The organism is Pseudomonas taiwanensis, from assembly GCF_013393345.1.
Taxonomy (GTDB): domain Bacteria; phylum Pseudomonadota; class Gammaproteobacteria; order Pseudomonadales; family Pseudomonadaceae; genus Metapseudomonas; species Metapseudomonas resinovorans_C.
Map to the genome: position 1 here is coordinate 1 of NZ_QJRF01000032.1, position 17,353 is coordinate 17,353.

The following is a 17,353-nucleotide window of genomic DNA, read 5'->3' on the forward strand; positions in this document are numbered from 1 at the left end:
GGTGCCGAAGTCGGCTGCCAGGGCGAAGTGGGCTCGGCCTGCGCGATGGCCGCCGCTGGCCTGGCGGAAGTGCTGGGCGCGACCCCGGCGCAGCTGGAGAACGCCGCCGAGATCGGCCTGGAACACAACCTCGGGCTGACCTGCGACCCGGTGGGCGGGCTGGTGCAAGTGCCGTGCATCGAGCGCAACGCGATTGCCGCGGTGAAGGCGATCAACGCCGCGCAGATGGCCCTGCGCGGTGACGGCGAGCACTTCATCTCGCTGGACCAGGTGATCCGCACCATGCGCGACACCGGTGCCGACATGCACGACAAGTACAAGGAAACCTCGCGCGGTGGACTGGCGGTCAGTGCCATCGAGTGCTGACCTCGACCACGGGCGGCCGCCGCCGCCCAATGCTGGTGCAAGATGCGGCGGGGGCGGTTATGACCAATTGGTCTGGTTATGAATATTCCGTCTGTTACTGAAGGTGTTGTCCTACGGCACGGGGTGACATTCGCTGACTCCGCCAGTGCTACCTAAGTCCCCAGGGCCCGCCGGACGCGGGCTCTCACGGTCGTAAACAGAATGATTCTGTCGCTGATGCCTAGGCCGAATGGCACGGGCCTTGGAGGAATCTGCTGTTTTTAATTGAACGATCAATAAATCTAGGCACGACCTTTGCCTAGATTTGGTATCACCTGGTTTAGCCGTACCAGGCCATAACAAAAAAGCCCCGAAAACGGGGCTCCGCCCGTGCCTAGTCTGAGGGTTTCGCGAATGTCACAGTTCAACCAAGGGGCTCAACCCCAGAACCGTGTTCCCCAGTCCATCGGTTTCCTGCTGCTGGACAACTTCACCCTGATTTCCCTGGCATCCGCGGTCGAACCGCTGCGCATGGCCAACCATCTCTCCGGTCGCGAACTCTACCGTTGGTACACCCTCAGCCAGGGTGCCCGCCCGGTCAGCGCCAGCGACGGCCTGCAGATCACCCCCGACAGCGGCCTGGACAATGCGCCGGCCCTGGATGCCGTGATCGTCTGCGGCGGTGTCGATATCCAGCACAGCGTCAGCCGCGAACATGTGCAGTGGCTGCAATCCCAGTCTCGCCAGGGCCGCCAGTTGGGCGCCGTGTGCACCGGCAGCTGGGCGCTGGCCAAAGCCGGCCTGCTCGACGGCTTCGAGTGCAGCGTGCACTGGGAGTGTTTGGCGGCGATGCAGGAAGCCTTCCCGCGTGCCGGCATCACCACCCGCCTGTTCTCCATCGACCGCAATCGCAACACCTCGTCCGGCGGCACCGCGCCCATGGACATGATGCTGCACCTGATCGCCCGCGAGCACGGTCGCGAACTGGCGGCGGCCATCTCCGAGATGTTCATCTACGAGCGCATCCGTAACGAGCAGGATCACCAGCGCGTGCCGCTCAAGCACATGCTCGGCACCAATCAGCCGAAGCTGCAGGAAATCGTCGCGCTGATGGAAGCCAACCTGGAAGAGCCCATCGACCTCGATGAGCTGGCCACCTACGTCGACGTCTCGCGCCGGCAGCTGGAGCGCCTGTTCCAGAAGTACCTGCACTGCTCGCCATCGCGTTACTACCTGAAGCTGCGCCTGATCCGTGCACGCCAGCTGCTGAAGCAAACCGCCATGTCGATCATCGAAGTGGCTTCGGTGTGCGGCTTCGTGTCCACCCCGCACTTCTCCAAGTGCTACCGCGAATACTTTGGCATCCCGCCGCGCGACGAACGCGCCGGCCAGAACGCCAATGTGGTGGCCCTGATGCCGGTGCCGGACGAACTGGTACGCAACGCACCGTCCACCGCCGGCGTAGCCCTGACTCGTGCTCAAGGCGAGTCCACCTTCGCCAGTGTGCGGGTGGTATAAGGGCGCGCTGCGCACGCCTTAGCGAATGAATTCGCCCCCACAATGGCTGGATGGGCGAGTGGCCACCTTGCGGCACGTCCAGCTCCCTCTCCCTCTGGGAGAGGGTAGGGGTGAGGGTAGGTGGGCCGTGCAGGGATTTGAAGGAGGCCACGAAGCCCAACGAGGCTGCATCGATAACGATGGGCTTCGCTTCGCTCAGCCACAACCTACAGAGATGAAAAAGGGCGCCAATGGCGCCCTTTTTCATTCATGGGGTTCAGCTATCAGCGCGGCACCAACGCCGGCAGCAGCGTGCGCGAAATAGCTTCACGCACGTTCGGCAGCAGGGTGGCGCTGCCCCCCAGCAACTCTTCCACCAGGCGGCGCAGCGCCAGTGCGCGCTCCGGGCTGAGGCCGCTCACGGCCTGCTCACAGGCCTGCTCGGCGCTCACCCCCGACGGGATGCTGATACCCAGCGCCACCAGGCGCTCGCGAAAATCTTCCTGGTCGATCAGATCGGCATGCATCATCGCGCTATTCCTCCGCGTCAGGTGCTGCGCGATCAGCGCAGCACGCCCTCTTCCAGCAACAGTTTGAAGATAGCTTCGGCGCCCGCTTGCGGCGAGACATCCTTGAGCACCTGGCCGCCACCGCCGGATGCCTTGGCGGTCGCCGCCTTCATCCGCTCGGCGCCGGTCTTGGCCTTGATCACCTTGAGCCGCTTGGGACGCGGACGGGCCGGCTGCAGCTGGGCCTCGGCGAACATTACATCCTCCACGAGCTCCACGTCTTCCGCTTCGATGCGGCCGCGACGGGCCGGCCCGAATGCGCTTTGTCGCGCAGTCGGTGCGGCGTTGTCGACGCTGGCGACGAAGGGCAGGCGAACCTTCAGACGGCGACGTTGGCCTCGGGGCAGGGCTTGCAGCACCTGGGCCACGCCATTGTCGACTTTCTCCACCTCGGCCAGGCCCACCACCAGCGGCCAGCCCAGGCGTTCGGCCAGCAGGTAGGGCAGCAGCCCCGAGCCTTCGCCTGTTTCCGCCTGACTTCCGGTGAGGACGAGTTGGGCACCGCTCTCACGGAGGAAGTCCCCCAGCGGATGCAGCGCGTCGTCCTGCGGTCCCTGTTCCAGGACGATCAACTCATCCAGACCCATGCCCAGATAGGCACGCAGCGCTTCTTCGTGCGGATTGCCCGCATGCACCACACGCAGGCGCGGGCCCGCCAGGCGCAGGCCGAGTTCGACGGCGCGGGCGTCCTGGTCGGCGCGGCGCGCGCGGCCCGAAGTGGGGTGCGCGCCGATGGAGACCAGGCTGACGATCTTCAGTGCGTCATGCGGCATCGCGTGCCCCTCCCTGACGGTATTCGGTGGCCAGCTGGATCAGCGCGGCGAGGATGGCGCCGGAGTCGCCGATCACCGAGAGATCCGCGCGTTTGATCATGTCGCAGCCCGGGTCCATGTTCACCGCCACCACCTTGTCGCAGGCGCCGATGCCCTGCAGGTGCTGGATGGCGCCAGAGATTCCCACGGCCAGGTAGACCCGTGCGGTGACCCAGGTACCGGTGGCGCCCACCTGACGGTTACGCGGCATGAAGCCGTCGTCCACCGCCACGCGCGATGCGCCTTCGGTGGCGCCGAGGGCGCCGGCGGCTTCGTGGAACAGTGCCCAGTCCTTCACCCCGTTACCGCCGGAGAGGATGAACTCCGCTTCGGCCATGGGGATCTGCGCCGGGTCGACGGCCACCGGGCCGAGGTCCTCGATGCGAGGCAGGCTGTGGGCGATGTTCGCCGTCAGTTCCAGCGAACGGGCTTCATGACGGGTTTCGCTGACCGGTTCGGCGCATTCGGCGGCAGCCAGGATCAGGCGCGGCACAGCGCGCACCAGGTCCTCGCGGCCTGCACCGGCGCGGCCAGTGGCTTGTTCGTTGGCGACTTGCCAGACGCGGGTGGCCGGGCGCTCGCCCAGCTTCGCAGCCAGGCGCCGGCCCAGTTCACCACCACCGGTGCGGCTGTCGGGCAGCAGCCAGTGGCGCGGCGCCAACTGGCTTTCCACGGCACTCAGGGCGAGCACGCGGGCTTCCGGCGAGTAGCCGTCGAAATCGCTGCCGGCGATGCGCAGGATGCGGTCGACGCCCGCGGTGTCGAAGGCGGATTCCTTGTCCTCGCCGAAGAGCACGGCAACCACCGCGCCTTCGCTTCCGGCCAGCTTGCTGGCCAGCCCCAGGAGGTCCTTGTCGTGGCTGGACAGACGGCCACCGACCATGTCCGGGACCACGCAAATGTGGAAGGCCGGTTGTTCGATCACGTGCAGTGGCAGCTGTACCACTTCGCTGGCCGCGCTGCGCTTGCCGGCGGTGCCCTGCTGGGCGCCGCTGCGGTCGATACGCTTGACGCCGTTGGGGCCGATGAAGCCCGCTGCTGCGGCGTGGGGATTCTTGCGGATCAGGCCGTTGGGGCCCATCCAGCTCGTCTGCCCCTGGGTCTGCATGGCGGCATGCAGCGGGTGCAGGCGGTTGCGGGCGATCCACTCGGCGCGCGGGTCGCGGCGGATGATGTCGCTCATTGGCGGGCCTCCAGCGTGCTTTTCGTAGGAGCGAGCTTGCTCGCGAAGGGGGTGACGTCGGCGCGGTGCCGGTTCGCGAGCAAGCTCGCTCCTACACCTGCTACCGGGGCTGGGATGTGCATCACGCCACCTCCACAGCAGCTTTAGCCGCCGACGGCTTTTTTGCTTCCACCGGCACCTCGATCAGCACGTCGGCCACCAGTTCGGCGATGTCCTTGATCTCCGGGCGCGGGGCGACCACGCCTTCGAGCATTGCGGTGCACTGCGGGCAGCCCACGGCCACCAGCTCTGCGCCGGTTTCCTTGATGTCCACCATGCGCATGTCCGGAATCCGCTGCTTGCCAGGGATGTCGGTGATCGGTGCGCCACCGCCACCGCCGCAGCAACGGGAACGGAAGCCGGAGCGTTCCATTTCCTTCACCTCGATGCCGATGGCCTTGAGCACGGCGCGCGGGGCTTCGTACTCGCCGTTGTAGCGGCCCAGGTAGCACGGGTCGTGGTAGGTCACGCTGCCGCCCTTGTGCTGGCCGAGGCTGAGGTTGCCGCCTTGCATCAGTTCGTTGATGTAGGTGCTGTGGTGCAGGACTTCGTAATGGCCGCCCAATGCGCCGTACTCGTTCTTCAGCACGTGGAAGCTGTGCGGGTCGCAGCTGACGATGCGCTTGAACTTGTACTGGTTCAGCGTGGCGATGTTGCGTTTGGCCAGGGTCTGGAAGGTAGCTTCGTCGCCCAGGCGCCGGGCCACGTCACCGCTGTCGCGTTCTTCCAGGCCGAGTACCGCGAAGTCGACGTTGGCGGCCTTCAGCACCTTCACGAAGGCGCGCAGGGTGCGCTGGTTGCGCATGTCGAAGGCACCGTCGCCGACCCAGAACAGCACGTCGGCCTGTTTCTTCTCTCTCATCAGCGGCAGGTTCAGGTCCGCGGCCCAGTTCAGGCGGCCGCCGGGGGCGAAGCCGCCGGGGTTGTCGGTGGCGATCAGGTTTTCCAGCACCTCGGCACCCTTGTTCGGAGTGGCGCCCTTTTCCAGGGTGAGGTGACGGCGCATGTCGACGATGGCATCGACGTGCTCGATCATCATCGGGCATTCCTCGACGCAGGCACGGCAGGTGGTGCAGGACCAAAGAGTGTCCGCTCCCACCAGGCCCTTGCCGCCCTGGACCACGATCGGCTGGTGCGGGCCGCCAGCGTGTTCGCCCAGCGGGATGCCTGGATAGGGACTGCCGGCGAACTTGGCGTCATTGCCGCCAGCCAGACCGATGACCATGTCCTGGATCAGCTTCTTCGGGTTCAGCGGCTGGCCGGCAGCGAAGGCGGGGCACACCGCCTCGCACTTGCCGCACTGCACGCAGGCGTCGAAGCCGAGCAGCTGGTTCCAGGTGAAATCGGTGGGTTTCTCGACGCCGAGTGGTGCCTCGGGATCGTTCAGGTTAAGCGCCTTGAGGCCGGTGGAGCGGCCGCCGCCGAAGCGCTCGGCACGGCGGTGCCAGGCCAGGTGCAGCGCGCCGGCGAAGGCGTGCTTCATCGGGCCGCCCCAGGTCATGCCGAGGAACAGCTCGGACACGCCCCAGGCCACGCCAATGGCGAGGATGCCGGCGAGGAACCAGCCGCCGAAGCCTTCCGGCAGGATGCCCGCCACCGGCAGCGTCGCGATGAAGAAGCTCGCCGCGAACATCAGCAGGCTCTTCGGCAGGCGCATCCACGGGCCCTTGGACAGGCGGGACGGCGGGTCCAGGCGGCGTTTGGCGACGAAGAGGGCGCCGACGAACATCAGCACGGTGGCGGCCAGCAGCGCGAAGCCGAGGATCCGGCTGTGCAGGCCGAAGCCGTGCACCGCGATCGCCAGCACGGCCGACAGCACGAAGCCGCCAGCGGTGGCCACGTGGGTCTTGGACATGTACTTGTCGCGCTCGACCACATGGTGCAGGTCCACCAGGTAGCGGCGCGGCATCTTCATCAGGCCGCCGATCCAGTCGACCTTGGAGGGTCGGCCGCGGCGCCACATGAAGAAGCGCTTCGCGGCGCCCAGAACGGCAAGACCGAGGGCGGCGAAGAGCAGGATGGGAAGAAGGGTGTTCAGCATTCTAGTTGGTCTCCTTGCAGGGACCGAAAGGGGTGCTCCGAACCAGTCCCCTCTCCCTGAGGGAGAGGGTTAGGGAGAGGGGGATGCCGAAAACGCAGGGGTCGCCGGCTTGCCCTCTCCCCCCGCCCTCTCCCGCAAGCGGGAGAGGGGGCCGTCCGTGTGGGCGCTTAGAAATCCTTGCACAGACGCAGAGCGTCGTAGATCGCCGCGTGGGTGTTGCGCTGGGCCACGCAGTCGCCGATACGGAACAGCAGGTAGCCATCGCCGGGCTGGCTCAGGCAGGGCTGCGGCTTGATGGCGAACAGCGCCTCGACGTCGATCTGGCCCTTGTTGCGCGAACCGTCCTTGAGCGCGTAGTACAGGCCCTCGTCCGGGCGCACGCCGTTCTCGATGACGATCTGGTCCACCACACGCTCCTCGCGGGCGCCGGTGTACTCGTTCTCCAGCACCGCCACCACCTTGTCACCCTCGCGGTAGACCTTTTCCAGCATCAGGTCGCCGGTCATGATCACTTCTTTCGGGTACATGCTGCGGTAGTAGGTCGGGAAGGTGGTGCCGCCCATGGCGATGCCCGGCTTGATGTCGTCGGTGACGATTTCAACCTGGGCGCCCTTGTCGGCCAGGAAGTCCGCCGCCGACATGCCGCCGAATTCGCAGATGGTGTCGTAGACCAGCACGTTCTTGCCCGGCGCCACGGTGCCGTCGAGCACATCCCAGCTGCTCACTACCAGGCCTTCAGCCGCGCCCCAGTGCTCGTTCTGCTCCAGGAACGGATGACCGCCGTTGGCCAGGACGACGATGTCCGGCTTGAGGTCGAGGATGGCTTCCGGGTTGGCCGCGGTGCCCAGGCGCAGGTCGACGCCGAGGCGTGCGATCTCCAATTGGTACCAGCGGGTGATGCCGGCGATCTGGTCACGTTGCGGCGCCTTGGAGGCGATGGTGATCTGGCCGCCGAGCTGGTCCTTCTTCTCGAACAGGGTCACGTCGTGGCCGCGCTCAGCCGCCACGCGGGCCGCTTCCATGCCAGCCGGGCCACCGCCGACGACGACTACCTTGCGCTTCACGCCGGTGGTCTTCTCGATGATGTGCGGCACGCCCAGGTATTCACGGGAAGTCGCGGCGTTCTGGATGCACAGTACGTCCAGCCCCTGGTACTGGCGGTCGATGCAGTAGTTCGCGCCGACGCACTGCTTGATCTGATCGATCTGGCCCATCTTGATCTTGGCGATCAGGTGCGGGTCGGCCATGTGCGCGCGGGTCATGCCCACCATGTCCACATAGCCGCCTTCCAGGATGCGGGTGGCCTGGTTCGGGTCCTTGATGTTCTGCGCATGCAGGACGGGGACGTTGACCACTTCCTTGATGCCGGCTGCCAGGTGCAGGAAAGGCTCCGGCGGGAAGCTCATGTTCGGGATCACGTTGGCCAGGGTGTTGTGGGTATCGCAGCCCGAGCCGACCACACCGAGGAAGTCGATCATGCCGGTGTCGCTGTAGTACTTGGCGATCTGCTTCATGTCCTCGTGGGACAGGCCGTCCGGGTGGAACTCGTCACCGCAGATACGCATGCCGACGCAGAAGTCGTCGCCGACTTCGGCGCGCACGGCCTTGAGCACTTCCAGGCCGAACTTCATGCGGCCTTCGAAGGTGCCGCCCCACTCGTCGGTACGCTTGTTGACGCGGGGGCTCCAGAACTGGTCGATCATGTGCTGGTGCACGGCGGACAGCTCGACGCCGTCCAGGCCACCTTCCTTCGCCCGGCGAGCGGCCTGGGCGTAGTTGCCGATCACACGCCAGATCTCTTCGACTTCGATGGTCTTGCAGGTGGCGCGGTGCACGGGCTCGCGGATGCCGGACGGCGACATCAGGGTCGGCCAGTTGAAGCCGTCCCAGCGGGAGCGGCGGCCCATGTGGGTTATCTGGATCATGATCTTGGCGCCGTGCTTGTGCATGGCGTCGGCCAGATTCTGGAAGTGCGGGATGATGCGGTCGGTGGACAGGTTCACCGAGCTCCACCATTCCTGCGGGCTGTCGATGGCGACCACGGAAGAACCACCGCAGATGGCCAGGCCGATGCCGCCCTTGGCCTTCTCCTCGTAGTACTTCACGTAACGCTCGGTGGTCATGCCGCCATCGGTGGCGTAGACCTCTGCGTGGGCGGTGGACAGCACACGGTTGCGGATGGTGAGTTTGCCGATCTGGATCGGCTGGAACATTGCTTCGAATGCCATTGCCCTAGCCTCGCCTTACAGAGGTTTGACGATGAACAGGCCGTCGTCGTGGCCTTCTTCGGAGCCGCCGTACACCTGCTCGGCGACGGTGCGGACGCTGCTGCCACGGGCCTGGAGGACCTGGTCCATGGCGCCGGCGAACCAGCCGGTGAACATGTAGTCGACCTTGCGACCGACCTTGCCGTACACGTACACGAATGCGGAGTGCTTCAGGCGTACCTGGGCGGTGCCCTTGTCGAGGTCGATGGATTCGATCTGGAACAGGCCCCAACCGCGCTGGGACAGGCGCTTCATGTAGTGCTCGAACACCGCCACGCCTTCCAGGCCGTGGCATTCGGCTTCCTTCTCGCACCAGTGCCAGGCGGACTTGTAGCCGGCCTTGTAGAGGATTTCGGCGTAGCGCTCCGGGCCCAGCTCGGCTTCGATGCCCATGTGGTTGTTCACGAAGAAGTGACGGGGCACGTACAGCATCGGCAGGGCGTCGGTGGTCCAGACACCGGTTTCGCTGTCGACTTCGATGGGCAGTTCGGGGGCGTGTTTGGCCATGTTGTTTTAGCTCCGGAATTCGATTTGGGCCCGGCTGCGGGCTGCATTAACCCCCTCTCCCTTTGGGAGAGGGTTGGGGTGAGGGTTTGGCCCCTCTCCCAATGGGAGAGGGGAGAAGAGCGATCACTCGCCCCAGACGTCCTTCAGTACGCGAACCCAGTTCTCGCCCATGACCTTGCGCACCACGCGCTCGGGCATGCCGCGTTTGAGCAGGGTTTCGGTGAGGTTGGGGAATTCGCCCACGGTGCGGATGCCCAGCGGGTTGACGATCTTCCCGAAGTTGGTCAGGCGGCGGGCGTAACCCTTGTCGTGGGTCAGCCACTCGAAGAATTCCTTGCCATGGCCCTGGGTGAAGTCGGTGCCGATGCCGATGGCGTCTTCGCCCACGATGTTCATCACGTACTCGATGGCTTCGGCGTAGTCGTCGATGGTCGAGTCGATGCCCTTGGCGAGGAAGGGCGCGAACATGGTCACGCCGACGAAACCGCCGTGATCTGCAATGAACTTCAGCTCTTCGTCGGACTTGTTGCGCGGATGTTCTTTCAGGCCGGACGGCAGGCAGTGGGAGTAGCAGACCGGCTTCTTGGATTCGAGGATGACTTCTTCGGAAGTCTTGGAGCCCACGTGGGACAGGTCGCACATGACGCCGACGCGGTTCATCTCGGCGACGATCTCGCGACCGAAGCCGGAGAGGCCGCCGTCACGCTCGTAGCAGCCGGTGCCGACCAGGTTCTGGGTGTTGTAGCACATCTGCACGATGCCAACGCCCAGCTGCTTGAACACCTCGACGTAGCCGATCTGGTCTTCGAACGCATGGGCGTTCTGGAAGCCGTAGAGGATGCCGGTCTTGCCCAGTTCCTTGGCCTTGCGGATGTCGGCGGTGGTGCGCACCGGGATCACCAGGTCACTGTTTTCGCGGATCAGCTTGTTGCTCGCGGTGATGTTGTTCACCGTCGCCTGGAAGCCCTCCCAGACCGACACGGTGCAGTTGGCTGCGGTCAGGCCGCCCTTGCGCATGTCTTCGAAGAGTTCACGGTTCCACTTGGCGATGATCAGACCGTCGATGACGATGCTGTCGGCGTGCAGTTCGGCTGGGCTCATCAGGCTGTCCCCTGTTATCCATGCGCCGAATCTTCTGCCGGCGCTTTGAGGGGAGCATATCCCTGGGGAATTCGGCGCTATCGCGCAAAAGCGACCGGGGTATTGCCGAAAGCGTCAAGCCGGTCGCTAATGGGCAAGCGGGGTTCGGAACTGCCGTTTTTACGGGGGTGAGCCCTGCTCTTGTGGGGGCGAATTCATTCGCTATGCAGGCCGCAGGCCTGCCTTCAGGACGGAAATGGGGCGGCGGTGCCGCCCGTCGCGAATGAATTCGCCCCCACAGCAAAGCCGCAGGTCTGCGCTTCTCCAGGCATCGTTCCTGAGCGCCTATAAAGGAAGGTACAGAGCGCTCCGTCGGCCTGCGTCGGTTTCAGAATGTGCAGGGTCGCTGGGGTGAAATTTCCGAATGACGGGGATGGCAAGCTCCCCGAATGTCCCGACGAGCGCGCGTAGATGTGCTTCGGGGCGCTAGGACGGCCACCACAGACCACGCTCCGTGACGTGGTGAGTGAGCCGCAGCCGAGACCTCCGGACGATGAACGGCACTGCCCTGTCGTCCGCGAAGCAGAGGAACGCTGTATGCCCGATGAGACGCTTCACCTGCCTCTGATCCATAGCGTGCTGGAGCGCGAGAAGGACACCCCCGGTGCCTTGCTGCCGATCCTTCACGCAATCCAGGAAGGCGCGGGTTACATCCCAGACGTCGCCATTCCCGAAATCGCTTACGCCCTGAACCTCAGCCTGGCTGAGGTGCGTGGGGTGATCAGCTTCTACCACGATTTCCGTACCACACCGCCGGCGCGCCATACCCTGCGCCTGTGCCGTGCCGAGTCCTGCCAGAGCATGGGCGCCGAGCGCCTCGCCGCGCAGTTGCGCGAGCAACTGGAGCTGGATGACCACGGCACCAGTGCCGACGGCCAGATCAGCCTGCGGCCGGTCTACTGCCTGGGCGCCTGCGCCTGTTCGCCCGCCCTGGAGCTGGACGGCCGCCTGCACGCGCGCCTCACCCCCGAGCGCCTGCGTTCCCTGGTGAACGGTTGCCTGGAGGACGGCTCATGCTGACGCTGTACGTCTCCTGTGATTCCGTCGCCCGTGCCGTCGGCGCGGACGATGTGGCAACGGCGCTCGCCCGTGAAGCCGAACAGCGCAAGCTGCCACTGGACATCCGGCGCACCAGTTCCCGTGGCCTCTACTGGCTGGAACCGCTGCTGGAGCTGGATAGCGCCGAAGGGCGCCTGGGCTTCGGTCCGGTTGCACCCGAGGATGTGCCCTCGCTGCTGGAAGCCCTGCAGGGCGATGCCAGCGGCCATCCGCTGGCCCTTGGACCGGTGGAGGAACTGCCATATCTGAAGAGCCAGCAACGGCTGCTCTTCGCCCGCGCCGGCATCACCCGGCCGCTGTCCCTGGATGACTACCGCGCCCACGGCGGTTTCGAAGGGCTGGCGCGCGCGATTGGTTTGAGCGGCGATGACGTCGTTACCGCCGTGCTGGATTCCGGCCTGCGTGGCCGGGGTGGCGCGGCCTTCCCGGCAGGCATCAAGTGGCGCACCGTGCGCGGCGCCGCCGCCGCGCAGAAGTACGTGGTCTGCAACGCCGACGAAGGCGATTCCGGCACCTTCGCTGACCGCATGCTGATGGAAGGCGACCCCTTCCTGCTGATCGAGGGCATGGCCATCGCCGGCCTCGCCGTCGGTGCCACCATGGGCTACATCTACGTGCGCTCCGAGTACCCGCAGTCGGTGGATAACCTGCGTGCCGCCATCGAGATCGCTCGCGAGGCCGGCTACCTCGGCGCCAACGTCGGCGGCAGCGGCCGGGCCTTCGACCTCGACGTCCGCGTCGGCGCCGGTGCCTACATCTGCGGCGAAGAAACCGCTCTGCTGGACTCGCTCGAAGGCAAGCGCGGCGTGGTTCGCGCCAAGCCGCCACTGCCGGCCCTGCAAGGCCTGTTCGGCCAGCCGACCCTCGTGCACAACGTGCTCACCCTGGCCTCGGTGCCGGTGATTCTCGCCCGTGGCGCGCAGTTCTACAGGGACTTCGGCATGGGCCGCTCGCTGGGCACCATGCCCTTCCAGCTGGCCGGCAACATTCGCCACGGCGGCTTGGTGGAACGCGCCTTCGGCCTGACCCTGCGCGAGCTGGTGGAAGGCTATGGCGCCGGCACTGCCAGTGGTCGCCCGCTGAAGGCCGCACAGGTGGGCGGCCCGCTGGGCGCCTGGGTGCCGCCGTCGCAATTCGATACGCCGCTGGACTACGAGGCCTTCGCCGCCATGGGCGCGATGCTCGGTCACGGTGGCGTAGTGGTCGCCGACGACACGCTGGACATGGCCCATATGGCCCGCTTCGCCCTGCAGTTCTGCGCGGAGGAATCCTGCGGCAAGTGCACGCCCTGCCGCATCGGTTCGACGCGCGGCGTGGAAGTGGTGGACCGCCTGATCGCCGCCACGGACATCACCGCCCGCGAAGAGCAGGCCCTGCTGCTCAGGGACCTCTGCGACACCATGACGTACGGCTCGCTCTGCGCCCTGGGTGGCATGACCGCCTTCCCGGTGACCAGCGCGCTCAAGCACTTCCCTGCCGACTTCGGTCTTGAGCCCGTGGAGGCCGACCAATGATCAACATCTTCGATCCCTCCAGCGATGTCGATCTCGGCACCCCGGCCCGCGAAAGCGACGTGCAGGTCAGCCTGAGCATCGATGGCCGCGAGATCAGCGTGCCCGCCGGCACGTCGGTGATGCGCGCCGCCGCGCTGCTCGGCACCACCATTCCCAAGCTGTGCGCTACCGATAGCCTGGAAGCCTTCGGCTCCTGCCGTATGTGCCTGGTGGAAATCGACGGCATGCGCGGTTATCCGGCCTCCTGCACCACGCCGGTGAGCGAAGGCATGGTGGTCCACACCCAGACGCCCAAGCTTGCCACCCTGCGCCGCAATGTGATGGAGCTGTACATCTCCGATCACCCGCTGGATTGCCTGACCTGCTCGGCCAACGGCAACTGCGAGTTGCAGACCGTCGCCGGCCAGGTGGGCCTGCGCGAGGTGCGCTACGGCTACGACGGCGCCAACCACCTGGATGAGCAGAAGGACGTCTCCAACCCCTATTTCGACTACGACCCGAGCAAGTGCATCGTCTGCAACCGCTGCGTGCGCGCCTGCGAGGAGACCCAGGGCACCTTCGCCCTGACCATCAGCGGGCGTGGCTTCGAGTCCCGCGTGGCGGCGGCCGGTGGCGAGAACTTCCTCGACTCCGAGTGTGTGTCCTGCGGCGCCTGCGTGCAGGCCTGCCCGACCGCCACCCTGATGGAAAAGAGCGTGGTGGAGATGGGCCAGCCCGAGCGCAGCGTCATCACCACCTGCGCTTATTGCGGCGTGGGCTGCTCGTTCAAAGCCGAAATGAAGGGCGACCAACTGGTGCGCATGGTTCCGGACAAGAACGGCCAGGCGAACCACGGTCACTCCTGTGTGAAAGGCCGCTTCGCCTGGGGTTATGCGACCCACCCGGACCGCATCACCAAACCGATGATCCGCAAGCACATCGAAGACCCCTGGCAGGAAGTCAGCTGGGAAGAAGCGGTGAACTACGCGGCCAGCGAATTCCGTCGCATCCAGCTCAAGTACGGGCGCGACTCCATCGGTGGCATCACTTCCAGCCGCTGCACCAACGAAGAGACCTACCTGGTGCAGAAGCTGGTGCGCGCTGGCTTCGGCAATAACAACGTCGACACCTGCGCCCGTGTCTGCCACTCGCCCACCGGCTACGGCCTCAAACAGACCCTCGGGGAGTCCGCTGGCACCCAGAGCTTCGACTCGGTGATGCAGGCTGACGTGGTGCTGGTGATCGGCGCCAACCCCACCGACGCCCACCCGGTGTTCGGCTCCCAGCTCAAGCGCCGCCTGCGCGAGGGCGCGCGGTTGATCGTCATCGATCCGCGCCGCATCGACCTGGTGGATTCGCCCCACGCCCGCGCCGACCTGCACCTGGCGCTGCGACCGGGGACCAACGTGGCCATGCTCAACGCCCTGGCCCATGTGATCGTCACCGAAGGCCTGGTCAAACAGGACTTCGTGGATGCTCGCTGCGAAGCGACTGATTTTGCCCGCTGGCGCGATTTCGTCAGCCTGCCGGAAAACTCCCCCGAGGCCATGGGGCCGATCTGCGGTGTGTCGCCTGACGACATCCGTGCCGCTGCGCGGCTCTACGCCACCGGCGGAAACGCGGCCATCTACTACGGCCTGGGCGTGACCGAACACAGCCAGGGCAGCACCTCGGTGATGGGCATCGCCAACCTCGCCATGGCTACCGGAAACATTGGCCGAGAAGGCGTCGGCGTGAACCCGCTGCGTGGGCAGAACAACGTGCAAGGCTCCTGCGACATGGGTTCGTTCCCCCATGAACTGCCCGGCTATCGCCACGTTTCCAACGACACCGTGCGTGCCCAGTTCGAGCAGGCGTGGGGCGTGACTCTGCTACCTGATCCAGGCCTGCGCATCCCCAACATGTTCGAGGCGGCGCTCGGCGGCACCTTCAAGGCGCTCTACTGCCAGGGCGAGGACATCGCCCAGAGCGACCCCAATACCCAGCACGTCACCGCGGCCCTGTCGGCCATGGAATGCGTGGTGGTGCAGGACATCTTCCTCAACGAAACCGCCAAGTTCGCCCATGTCTTCCTGCCGGGCAGTTCCTTCCTGGAGAAGGACGGCACTTTCACCAACGCCGAGCGGCGCATCTCCCGCGTGCGCAAGGTGATGGACCCGCTGGGCGGCAAGGCCGACTGGGAGGCGACGCAGCTGCTGGCCAACGCCCTCGGCTACAAGATGGACTACAAACACCCGTCCCAGATCATGGACGAGATCGCCAGCCTGACCCCGACCTTCACCCGCGTGAGCTACGCCGAGCTGGATCGTCACGGCAGCCTGCAATGGCCCTGCAACGACGCCGCGCCGGATGGCACGCCGACCATGCACATCGAGGAATTTGTGCGCGGCAAGGGACGCTTCATGCTCACCGGCTACGTGCCCACCGAAGAGAAGGTCAACAACCGCTATCCGCTGCTGTTGACCACCGGCCGCATCCTCAGCCAGTACAACGTCGGCGCCCAGACCCGACGCACCGACAACGTCGCCTGGCATGAAGAGGACCGCCTGGAGATCCACCCGACCGATGCCGAGAGCCGGGGCATCAACGAGGGCGATTGGGTGGGCGTGGGCAGCCGCGCCGGACAGACGGTGCTGCGTGCCAAGGTCAGCGAGCGGGTGGCGCCGGGGGTGGTGTACACCACCTTCCACTTCCCCGAATCGGGGGCCAACGTGATCACCACCGACAACTCCGACTGGGCCACCAACTGCCCGGAATACAAGGTGACGGCGGTGGAGGTCACGCGGGTCTACCACCCCTCCGAATGGCAAAAACGCTATCAAGAATTCAGTGACGAACAGCGGCGCCTGCTCAAGGACCGCCGCAGGACCGAAAAAGTCGAGGTACGCCGATGAGCACCGACAACCTGATCAAGATGGCCAACCAGATCGCTCAGTTCTTCGCTTCCGAGCCGGACAGGGAGCAGGCAGTCAAGGGGGTGCGGACGCACCTGCAGAGCTTCTGGACACCGGCCATGCGTATCGAGCTGATGGCCTGGCAAGTGGAGCACCATGGCGAATGCCTGCACCCCCTGGTGCAGCAGGCGCTGGCGGAGCAGGGCAGGGCGGTGTAGCCAACCCTGGGGGCTTTTCTCTCTTGTGGGGGCGAATTCATTCGCTTAGGGCAGCGTAGCTGCCCCCTGCAAGGCCAAGGGCAGGACTGCGTCCTGCATAGCGAATGAATTCGCCCCCACAAGTGAACAGCGCTCGGCCGAGCTTTGTGGGAGCGATTTCAATCGCGATTGCAGGCTGAAGGCCGGCCTCATCCTATCTGGCGAGCAGGCTCCTGATCCGGATGCTCATGCCGGTCCTGGCTCGGGCAGGTGTTGAAGCGCGCACGGTACGCGCGGGAGAAGTAGGACGAGGACTCGAACCCGCAGGCCAGCGCCACTTCCAGCACGCTCATGTCGGTCTGGCGCAACAGCTGCCGTGCCTTCTCCAGGCGCAGGCCGAGGTAGAAGTTCGACGGCGTTTCCTTCAGGTGCAGGCGGAACAGTCGCTCCAGCTGGCGCGGCGTGACGCTCACCCGCTCGGCCAGCTCCCGTGAACTCAATGGCGCCTCGCTGTGGCGCTGCATCTCGCCGATAACCTGTACCAGCTTCTTGTTGTGCACATTGAAGCGGCTGGCGACCTGCATGCGCTGGTGGTCCTGCTGGGTGCGGATGCGGCCCAGCACGAATTGCTCGGAAACCTGCAGCGCCAGGGCCTCGCCGTGGCTGCGAGCGATGAGGGTGAGCATCAGGTCGAGACTCGCGGTGCCGCCGGCACTGGTGATGCGTCGCCCGTCGATCTCGAAGAGCTCCTGGGTGACGCTGAGCGCCGGGTAGCGCTCCTGAAAGGCTTCGATGGCTTCCCAGTGCAGGGTCAGTCGCTGCCGACTGAACAGCTCGGCTTCGGCAAGCACGAAGCTGCCGGTATCGATCCCACCCAACAGCAACCCGTCGTGCTCCGCACGGTTGAGCCAGTGGGCCAGGCGCGGACCGAAGCTGGCGAGCGGATCGAAGCCCGCGACCACGAACAGGCAATCCCCTTCCGGCGGAGTCTCCAGCCCAGCGTCGACGTTCAGCGACATGCCATTGCTGCCCGCCACCGGGCCCCCGTCCAGGCTCAGTAACCGCCAGCGGTACAACTCACCGCGAAAGCGGTTGGCCACGCGCAAGGGTTCCACCGCCGACATCAGTCCCATCATCGAGAAGCCAGGCAGCAGGAGGAAGCTGAAAGTCTGGGACATGGTCGGTTTCCGCGCATGGGATAACCCACTAAAAGGGAACGGCCTCAAGAGCGCAAGAAAGGTGGTCGTTCCTGTTCAACAGGTAGTCGTTTTAGTTCGAATCGCATCTTTGGACGCTGAGTAATTTGTCTC

Annotated in this window: 14 protein-coding genes; 6 read left to right on the forward strand and 8 right to left on the reverse strand. The window is 65.6% G+C overall.

Features of this window, described 5'->3' with window-relative positions; translation table 11 throughout:
- Together DM872_RS03500 and DM872_RS03505 are read left to right on the forward strand one after the other, a co-directional pair.
- The coding region (locus DM872_RS03500) for an L-serine ammonia-lyase, iron-sulfur-dependent, subunit alpha (RefSeq protein WP_179058153.1) at nucleotides 1-366 on the forward strand (366 nt) is incomplete at its 5' end.
- Nucleotides 367-759: 393 nt separating this feature from the next.
- The gene (locus DM872_RS03505; protein ID WP_179058154.1) at nucleotides 760-1,863 is read left to right on the forward strand and encodes a GlxA family transcriptional regulator; all 1,104 of its coding nucleotides are present in this window, start codon (nucleotides 760-762) and stop codon (nucleotides 1,861-1,863) included.
- Nucleotides 1,864-2,126: 263 nt separating this feature from the next.
- On the opposite strand, the gene DM872_RS03510 is transcribed toward DM872_RS03505, so the two are convergent.
- The 7 genes from DM872_RS03510 to DM872_RS03540 form a co-directional block, all read right to left on the reverse strand.
- Nucleotides 2,127-2,372 carry a hypothetical protein gene (locus DM872_RS03510; protein WP_179058155.1) on the reverse strand — a complete coding sequence of 82 codons (246 nt, stop codon included), beginning with the start codon at nucleotides 2,370-2,372 and terminating at the stop codon, nucleotides 2,127-2,129.
- Between the two features lie 32 nt (nucleotides 2,373-2,404).
- Nucleotides 2,405-3,184 (reverse strand): electron transfer flavoprotein subunit beta, encoded by a 780-nt coding sequence (gene etfB / locus DM872_RS03515; protein WP_179058156.1) that lies wholly within the window; start codon nucleotides 3,182-3,184, stop codon nucleotides 2,405-2,407.
- On the reverse strand, nucleotides 3,174-4,406 hold the full coding sequence (etfA, locus tag DM872_RS03520) for an electron transfer flavoprotein subunit alpha (protein WP_179058157.1): 1,233 nt from the start codon (nucleotides 4,404-4,406) through the stop codon (nucleotides 3,174-3,176). The genes etfB and etfA overlap by 11 nt, the downstream gene beginning before the upstream one ends.
- A gap of 121 nt (nucleotides 4,407-4,527) precedes the next feature.
- Nucleotides 4,528-6,486 carry a dimethylglycine demethylation protein DgcB gene (dgcB, locus tag DM872_RS03525; RefSeq protein ID WP_179058158.1) on the reverse strand — a complete coding sequence of 653 codons (1,959 nt, stop codon included), beginning with the start codon at nucleotides 6,484-6,486 and terminating at the stop codon, nucleotides 4,528-4,530.
- Nucleotides 6,487-6,653: 167 nt separating this feature from the next.
- A complete protein-coding gene (gene dgcA, locus DM872_RS03530) occupies nucleotides 6,654-8,714 on the reverse strand; it encodes a dimethylglycine demethylation protein DgcA (protein WP_179058159.1) in 2,061 nt (686 codons plus the stop codon).
- A 15-nt stretch (nucleotides 8,715-8,729) separates the two neighbouring features.
- Complete coding sequence (locus DM872_RS03535) at nucleotides 8,730-9,260, reverse strand: DUF5943 domain-containing protein (RefSeq protein ID WP_179058160.1); 531 nt, start codon at nucleotides 9,258-9,260, stop codon at nucleotides 8,730-8,732.
- A 123-nt stretch (nucleotides 9,261-9,383) separates the two neighbouring features.
- Nucleotides 9,384-10,361, reverse strand: a complete 978-nt coding sequence (locus DM872_RS03540; RefSeq protein WP_044871141.1) for a dipeptidase — start codon at nucleotides 10,359-10,361, stop codon at nucleotides 9,384-9,386.
- Between the two features lie 576 nt (nucleotides 10,362-10,937).
- Between DM872_RS03540 and DM872_RS03545 the strand changes: the two genes are divergently transcribed.
- Genes DM872_RS03545 through DM872_RS03560 form a run of 4 tightly spaced genes read left to right on the forward strand, consistent with a single transcriptional unit; the run spans nucleotide 10,938 to nucleotide 16,064 of the window.
- A complete protein-coding gene (locus tag DM872_RS03545) occupies nucleotides 10,938-11,420 on the forward strand; it encodes a formate dehydrogenase subunit gamma (protein WP_179058161.1) in 483 nt (160 codons plus the stop codon).
- Nucleotides 11,414-12,973, forward strand: a complete 1,560-nt coding sequence (locus tag DM872_RS03550) for a formate dehydrogenase beta subunit (RefSeq protein ID WP_179058162.1) — start codon at nucleotides 11,414-11,416, stop codon at nucleotides 12,971-12,973. Before DM872_RS03545 ends, DM872_RS03550 begins: the two co-directional genes overlap by 7 nt.
- Nucleotides 12,970-15,846: a formate dehydrogenase subunit alpha gene (gene fdhF / locus DM872_RS03555; RefSeq protein ID WP_179058163.1), complete on the forward strand. Its 2,877-nt coding sequence runs from the start codon at nucleotides 12,970-12,972 to the stop codon at nucleotides 15,844-15,846. The genes DM872_RS03550 and fdhF overlap by 4 nt, the downstream gene beginning before the upstream one ends.
- A complete protein-coding gene (locus DM872_RS03560) occupies nucleotides 15,843-16,064 on the forward strand; it encodes a formate dehydrogenase subunit delta (protein WP_179058164.1) in 222 nt (73 codons plus the stop codon). Before fdhF ends, DM872_RS03560 begins: the two co-directional genes overlap by 4 nt.
- A 188-nt stretch (nucleotides 16,065-16,252) precedes the next feature.
- Here the strand turns inward: DM872_RS03560 and DM872_RS03565 are convergent, their stop codons facing one another.
- Nucleotides 16,253-17,221 (reverse strand): GlxA family transcriptional regulator, encoded by a 969-nt coding sequence (locus DM872_RS03565; RefSeq protein ID WP_179058165.1) that lies wholly within the window; start codon nucleotides 17,219-17,221, stop codon nucleotides 16,253-16,255.
- Nucleotides 17,222-17,353: the final 132 nt, after the last annotated feature.

Excerpts from the sequence above, each read along its gene's own strand:
- DM872_RS03540 (WP_044871141.1), bottom strand. The coding sequence starts at position 10,361 with ATGAGCCCAGCCGAACTGCACGCCGACAGCATCGTCATCGACGGTCTG.
- DM872_RS03545 (WP_179058161.1), top strand. The coding sequence starts at position 10,938 with ATGCCCGATGAGACGCTTCACCTGCCTCTGATCCATAGCGTGCTGGAG.
- DM872_RS03550 (WP_179058162.1), top strand. The coding sequence starts at position 11,414 with ATGCTGACGCTGTACGTCTCCTGTGATTCCGTCGCCCGTGCCGTCGGC.
- DM872_RS03510 (WP_179058155.1), bottom strand. The coding sequence starts at position 2,372 with ATGATGCATGCCGATCTGATCGACCAGGAAGATTTTCGCGAGCGCCTG.
- etfA (WP_179058157.1), bottom strand. The coding sequence starts at position 4,406 with ATGAGCGACATCATCCGCCGCGACCCGCGCGCCGAGTGGATCGCCCGC.
- etfB (WP_179058156.1), bottom strand. The coding sequence starts at position 3,184 with ATGCCGCATGACGCACTGAAGATCGTCAGCCTGGTCTCCATCGGCGCG.
- DM872_RS03565 (WP_179058165.1), bottom strand. The coding sequence starts at position 17,221 with ATGTCCCAGACTTTCAGCTTCCTCCTGCTGCCTGGCTTCTCGATGATG.
- fdhF (WP_179058163.1), top strand. The coding sequence starts at position 12,970 with ATGATCAACATCTTCGATCCCTCCAGCGATGTCGATCTCGGCACCCCG.
- DM872_RS03560 (WP_179058164.1), top strand. The coding sequence starts at position 15,843 with ATGAGCACCGACAACCTGATCAAGATGGCCAACCAGATCGCTCAGTTC.
- dgcB (WP_179058158.1), bottom strand. The coding sequence starts at position 6,486 with ATGCTGAACACCCTTCTTCCCATCCTGCTCTTCGCCGCCCTCGGTCTT.
- dgcA (WP_179058159.1), bottom strand. The coding sequence starts at position 8,714 with ATGGCATTCGAAGCAATGTTCCAGCCGATCCAGATCGGCAAACTCACC.
- DM872_RS03535 (WP_179058160.1), bottom strand. The coding sequence starts at position 9,260 with ATGGCCAAACACGCCCCCGAACTGCCCATCGAAGTCGACAGCGAAACC.
- DM872_RS03505 (WP_179058154.1), top strand. The coding sequence starts at position 760 with ATGTCACAGTTCAACCAAGGGGCTCAACCCCAGAACCGTGTTCCCCAG.